General features: G+C 74.4%; 5 protein-coding genes. 3 read left to right on the top strand and 2 right to left on the bottom strand.

Annotated features, from left to right (window positions below):
* Positions 1-17 precede the first annotated feature (17 nt).
* Positions 18-1,625 carry an N-acyl-D-amino-acid deacylase family protein gene (locus G5C65_RS30270; RefSeq protein WP_165302246.1) on the bottom strand — a complete coding sequence of 536 codons (1,608 nt, stop codon included), beginning with the start codon at positions 1,623-1,625 and terminating at the stop codon, positions 18-20.
* A 53-nt stretch (positions 1,626-1,678) separates the two neighbouring features.
* Positions 1,679-2,968 (bottom strand): alanine racemase, encoded by a 1,290-nt coding sequence (locus tag G5C65_RS30265; protein ID WP_165302245.1) that lies wholly within the window; start codon positions 2,966-2,968, stop codon positions 1,679-1,681.
* 177 nt (positions 2,969-3,145) lie between these two features.
* Between G5C65_RS30265 and G5C65_RS30260 the strand changes: the two genes are divergently transcribed.
* The 3 genes from G5C65_RS30260 to G5C65_RS30250 are packed head-to-tail and all read left to right on the top strand — an operon-like array spanning position 3,146 to position 5,423.
* Positions 3,146-4,240: a sugar kinase gene (locus tag G5C65_RS30260; protein ID WP_338146737.1), complete on the top strand. Its 1,095-nt coding sequence runs from the start codon at positions 3,146-3,148 to the stop codon at positions 4,238-4,240.
* Positions 4,237-5,007 (top strand): IclR family transcriptional regulator, encoded by a 771-nt coding sequence (locus G5C65_RS30255; protein WP_165302243.1) that lies wholly within the window; start codon positions 4,237-4,239, stop codon positions 5,005-5,007. Before G5C65_RS30260 ends, G5C65_RS30255 begins: the two co-directional genes overlap by 4 nt.
* A complete protein-coding gene (locus tag G5C65_RS30250) occupies positions 5,004-5,423 on the top strand; it encodes a RidA family protein (protein ID WP_165302242.1) in 420 nt (139 codons plus the stop codon). The genes G5C65_RS30255 and G5C65_RS30250 overlap by 4 nt, the downstream gene beginning before the upstream one ends.
* Positions 5,424-5,450 lie beyond the last annotated feature (27 nt).

Here is a 5,450-nt window from a genome sequence, read left to right as displayed (position 1 = left end):
GGGGAGGGGGGCGGGCGTCAGGCGGCGCGCCGGATCGCCCGTCCCGCCAGGACGTCCGTGCGGCGGCCGTCCTCGACCACCGGGCGACCCGAGATCAGCACGTGCGGAACGCCGGTGGGCAGCGCCCGCGGGACCTCGAACGTCGACCCCGCGTCCACCGTGTCCGGGTCGAACAGGACCAGGTCGGCGCGGTACCCCTCGCGCACCAGGCCGCGGTCGCGCAGACCGAGCCGGGCGGCGGGGCGCGAGGTGAGGTGCGCGACGCACTCCGGCAGCGAGAGCACCCCCAGTTCCCGTACGTACCGGCCCAGATAGCGCGGGAACGTGCCGTACGCGCGGGGGTGCGGCTTGTCGCCCTGGAGGATGCCGTCGCTGCCCCCGGTGTGCACCCGGTGGCGCATGATCGCCTGGACGTTCTCCTCGTGGCCCACGTGCTGCAGGATCGTCGAGCCCAGCCGGTCCTCGGTGAGCAGCCGGTGCGCGGTGGTGAACGGCTCCTCGCCGCGCGCCGCGGCGGACTCCGCGACGGTGCGGCCCACATAGCCGGACAGGCCCGGGTTGCCGACGCCGGAGATCTCGATGGTGTCCCACTCGATGGGCACCCCGTGGCAGCCGTCCGAGCCCTCGACCTCCATCACGTGCCGGATGCGGGCCGTGGTGGCCGGGTCCGCGAGCCGGGACAGCGTCTGCTGCGGGCCGCCCTCGTTCGCCCAGCTCGGCAGCATCGCGGCCAGCGTGGTGCAGCCGGGGGTGTACGGGTAGGTGTCCAGGGTGATGTCCGCGCCGTCCGCGAGGGCCCGGTCGAGCAGGGCCAGCAGCTCGGGAGCGCGGCCCTTGTTGACGCCGAAGTTCATGGTGGCGTGGGCGAGGTGGAGCGGGCAGCCCGCCTCCCGGGCCACGGCGACCATCTCCGCGTACGCCTCCAGGGCGCCCGCGCCGTAGGAGCGGTGGTGCGGGCAGTAGTAGCCGCCGTACGCGGCGACCGTGCGGCACAGCTCGGTGAGCTCGCTGTCGGGCGCGTACATCCCCGGGGTGTAGGTGAGGCCGGAGGACATGCCGACGGCGCCCTGCTCCAGGCCCTCGGCCACCAGGCGGCACATCCGGGCCAGCTCCTCCTCGGTGGCCGGGCGGTCCTCCCAGCCCATCGCCAGCATCCGCACCGTGCCCTGCGGAACGAGGTAGGCGGCGTTGACCGCGGTGCCCTGGCGGTCGATGCGGTCCAGGTACTCGCCGACGGTGCGCCAGTCGAAGTCGACGGACGCGTCCCCGGGCGCGGCCCCGTTCCAGCCGGCGATGGCGCTGCGGACCGCGGTGAGCGTCCGCTCGTCGACCGGGGCGTAGGACAGGCCGTCCTGGCCGACGACTTCGAGGGTGACGCCCTGCGCCGCCTTCGCCGAGTGGTCCGGGTCGCGCAGCAGGGCGAGGTCGGAGTGGGCGTGCATGTCGATGAAGCCGGGCGCCAGCGCCAGCCCGTCCGCGTCCAGCGTGCGGGGCGCGGAGAGGCGGGGCCCGCCCTCCCGGGCGATGCGGGTGATCCGGCCGTCCGCGACGCCGACGTCGGCGCGGTACGGCGCGGCCCGGCCGCTCCCGTCGACGACCCGGGCGTCCTTGATGACGAGGTCCATACGATTCCTTTCCGGGGACGGGGCGGGATCGTGCCCCGAAGGGGCGCGGCCGTCTAGAAGAACGTGCGGATGAGATCCGTCACCGTGCCGTCCTCCTCGACCAGCGGAATCAGCTGCCACTTGTCGAAGATGGTGCACGGGTGGGACATGCCCAGGCCCACCCACTCGCCCACCTCCAGCCGGACTCCCGGCTCCGTACGCACCCACGTGTGCTGGTCGCTGAGCGCGGTGACCGCCAGGCCCTCGCCGCCGCGCTCCGTGCCGTCCGCCGCGCGGACCGCGTGCACCTGCGGCAGATGCAGGTCGTACGCCGCGTCCCGCTTGCCGGCGTTCAGGAACGCCTGGCCCGGCTCCGGCCGGGAGACCACCTGCGCCCAGAGGGTGAACGCGGCCCGCAGCCCGCCCTCGTCGGGCACCCGGTTGAACGGGGTCAGCTCGCGGTAGTGGCCGTCGTCGTGCGAGACGTACGCGCCGGAGCGCAGCAGCTTCAGCGCCGGGGCCGACAGCTCGGGCAGCCGTGCGAAGACCTCGGCCACCGCGTCGAACCAGGCGCTGCCGCCCGCGCTCACCACGATCTCGTCCAGCCCGGCGAACCGGCCGGCCCGGTCGAACTCCACGGCCAGTTCCGTCAGCCGCTCCAGCCACGCGGTCACGGCCCGGGGGTGCGCGCCGGGCACCTCGCCCTCGTACCCCGCGACGCCCGCCAGCCGCAGGGTGCCGGTGCGTGCCACCGCGTCCGCGACGGCCGCGCACTCCGCGGCGGTACGGGCGCCGGTGCGCGCCCCCTCGCCGGCGCCCAGCTCGACCACGACCTCCACCGGGCGCCGGGCGCCCGCGGCGCGGAGCGCCTCGTCCATGAGGGCGACGCCGCGCTCGGAGTCGACGTAGCACAGGAAGCGGAAGTCCGGGTCGGCGTCCAGCTCGCCGGCGAGCCAGCGCAGCGCCGCCGCGTCCACCAGCTCGTTCGCCAGGAAGATCCGGGGCATGCCGAAGGCCCGTGCGACCCGCGCCTGGTGGGGGAGCGCGAAGGTGGTGCCCCAGGCGCCGCGCGCGAGCTGGCGCGCGAAGAGCTGCGGGGCCATCGAGGTCTTGCCGTGCGGCGCGAACGCGAGCCCGTGCCGCTCGGTGTACGCCTCCATCACCGCCAGGTTGTGCTCCAGGCGGTCGGCGGAGAGCGCCAGGACGGGGGTGGTGAAGCCGCCGGTGAACAGGTTCCGGCGGTCGGCCGCCAGCGCTCCGGCGGTGCGCCCCGCCGCGTCCGGCGGCAGGCCCTTGAAGCGGTGGTCCACGGTCTCGTCCGCGAGCCGGTCGAGATGCGGGTTGCGTGCGGATGCGGCGGCCATACAGACTCCGGTGGTCCTGATGCTGATTGCATACTCTGCAATGGGCATTGCGTATAACGCTTACTGCTGTCTAGCATCCCGCCGAACGGCCGGTCAATGGAGCCGGAACACCCCCAGGGGCCAGCAGGGCCAGCAGGATCAGAAGGATCAGAAGGATCAGAAGGAGCGGTACGCATCGTGACCACCACCCCGCACCCGGACGTCGTCTGCCTGGGCGAGTCGATGGTCACCTTCCTGCCCTCCCGTCCCGGCCCGCTGGCCGACGTGCCCTCGTTCGACCGCGTCATCGGAGGCGCCGAGTCCAATGTGGCCTGCGCGCTCGCGCGCGCCGGGCACCGCGCCCGCTGGGTGAGCCGGGTCGGCGCCGACGGCTTCGGCGACCACCTGGTGCGCACGATCGCCGCGCAGGGCGTGGACACCGGTGCCGTCCAGCGTGACAGCGCGCGCCCCACCGGGATCTACTTCCGCACCGACGGCGAACGCCCGACCGAGCACGGCGCCGGGGGCGACGGCGAGCCGACCGCCGAGGTGGTCTACTACCGCGCCGGCTCGGCCGCCTCCGCCATGGCGCCCGGCACCCTCCCGCTCGACACGGTGGACGCCGGCCGGGTGCTGCACCTCACCGGCATCACCCCCGCCCTCTCCGACGGCTGCCTCGCGCTCTGCCGCGCCCTGGTGGAGCGCCCGCGCCCGCACGGCCCGCTGGTGTCCTTCGACGTCAACTACCGCGTCGGGCTCTGGCGGTCGGCGCCCGCAGCCGACCCCGCGGTGGGCCCCGAAGTGCTGCTGCACCTCGCCCGGCACAGCGACGTGGTGTTCGTCGGCGAGGACGAGGCGGCGGCGGCCTGGGGCGTGAACGGCGGGCCCGGGGCCGTACGCGCCGCGCTCCCCGAGCCGTCGGTGCTGGTCGTCAAGCAGGGCGCCGACGGGGCCACGGCCTTCGTACGGGACGCGCACGCGCCGGTGCAGGTGCCCGCGCCGCGCGTCGAGGTCGTCTCGCCGGTCGGTGCCGGGGACGCGTTCGCCGCCGGGTTCCTCTCCGGGACCCTGCGCGGGCTGCCGCTGACCGAGCGGCTGCGGCACGGCCATCTGATGGCGGCCGCGGCCCTGGTCGTCCCCGGCGACCTGGGCGTACCGCCCGCACGGGAGCACGCCGACCGCCTCGTCGCCCTGGACGCGGCGGCGTGGGGGAGACTGCGGCTCGGGCCCGGCTGGACGCGTTCCGGGGGCCCGGACCAGCAGCCGCAGCCGTCGGAGGTACGCAGCCCATGAGCCAGACCGTTGACCGGGCACTGAGCATTCTGCCCCTGCTCGCCGAGGGGCCGGCGAACCTGGAGCAGGTCGCCCAGCGGCTGGACGTCCACAAGTCCACGGCGCTGCGGCTGCTGCGCACGCTGCACGAGCACGGGATCGTGCACCGCCAGGCCGACCAGCGCTACCGCCTCGGCGCCCGGCTGTTCGCGCTCGCCCAGGAGGCCATGGAGAACCTGGACGTGCGCGAGATCGCCCACCCGCACCTGGTGGAGTTGAACGCCGCCTGCGGGCACACCGTGCATCTGGCGGTCTACGAGGAGGACGAGGTCCTCTACATCGACAAGGTCGAGAGCCGCTACCCGGTGCGGATGTACTCCCGCATCGGCAAGCCCGTCGCGCTCACCGTCGCGGCCGTGGCCAAGCTGCTGCTCGCCGACCTGCCCGAGCCGGAGCGGCGCGCGGTCGCCGAGCGGCTCGACTACCCCCGCTACACGTCCCGTTCGACGCCGGACGCCGCGGCCTTCCTGGCCGAGCTGGCCACGGTGCGCGAACAGGGCTGGGCCACCGACCTCGGTGGCCACGAGGAGTCCATCAACTGCGTCGCGGCCCCCATCCGGGGCGCCGAGGGGCGGGTGGTCGCGGCGATGTCGGTGTCCGCGCCGAACGTCGTGGTGTCCGCCGACGAACTCCTCACCCTGCTGCCCCGGGTACGGCGCACCGCCGAGGCGATCAGCGCCGACTACGTGGGCAAGCCCATCCGTCCAGCCGAGAGAGACACGCCATGAGTGACAGCCAGAAACTGACCAAGACCGCCCTGACGCCGCCGACGCACACCACGCCGCCCGCGAAGTTCTCGCACGGCGTGAAGAAGGGCAACATCCTGCAGGTCGCCGGGCAGGTCGGATTCGGCCCGGCCGCCGAGGGGCAGCCGCCGACGCCGGTGGGCCCCGGACTGCGGGAGCAGACGCTGCAGACGTTCGCCAATGTCGCGGCGATCCTCGAAGAGGGCGGCGCGAGCTGGGACGACGTGATGATGGTGCGGGTGTATCTGACGGACACCGCGCACTTCGCCGAGTTCAACGAGATCTACAACGAGTACTTCGCGGGGCTGAGCGAGGCCCCGGCGGCGCGTACCACCGTCTACGTCGGCCTGCCGGCCGGGCTGCTCGTCGAGGTCGACGCGCTGGCCGTACTGGGCTGACCGGGGGCCTCCCCCGCCCCCCCCGCT

The organism is Streptomyces boncukensis, assembly GCF_011045075.1.
In the GTDB taxonomy this organism is placed as follows: domain Bacteria; phylum Actinomycetota; class Actinomycetes; order Streptomycetales; family Streptomycetaceae; genus Streptomyces; species Streptomyces boncukensis.
This window is presented reverse-complemented; position numbering and strand designations above follow the sequence as displayed.

Excerpts from the sequence above, each read along its gene's own strand:
- G5C65_RS30270 (WP_165302246.1), bottom strand. The coding sequence starts at position 1,625 with ATGGACCTCGTCATCAAGGACGCCCGGGTCGTCGACGGGAGCGGCCGG.
- G5C65_RS30265 (WP_165302245.1), bottom strand. The coding sequence starts at position 2,968 with ATGGCCGCCGCATCCGCACGCAACCCGCATCTCGACCGGCTCGCGGAC.
- G5C65_RS30255 (WP_165302243.1), top strand. The coding sequence starts at position 4,237 with ATGAGCCAGACCGTTGACCGGGCACTGAGCATTCTGCCCCTGCTCGCC.
- G5C65_RS30250 (WP_165302242.1), top strand. The coding sequence starts at position 5,004 with ATGAGTGACAGCCAGAAACTGACCAAGACCGCCCTGACGCCGCCGACG.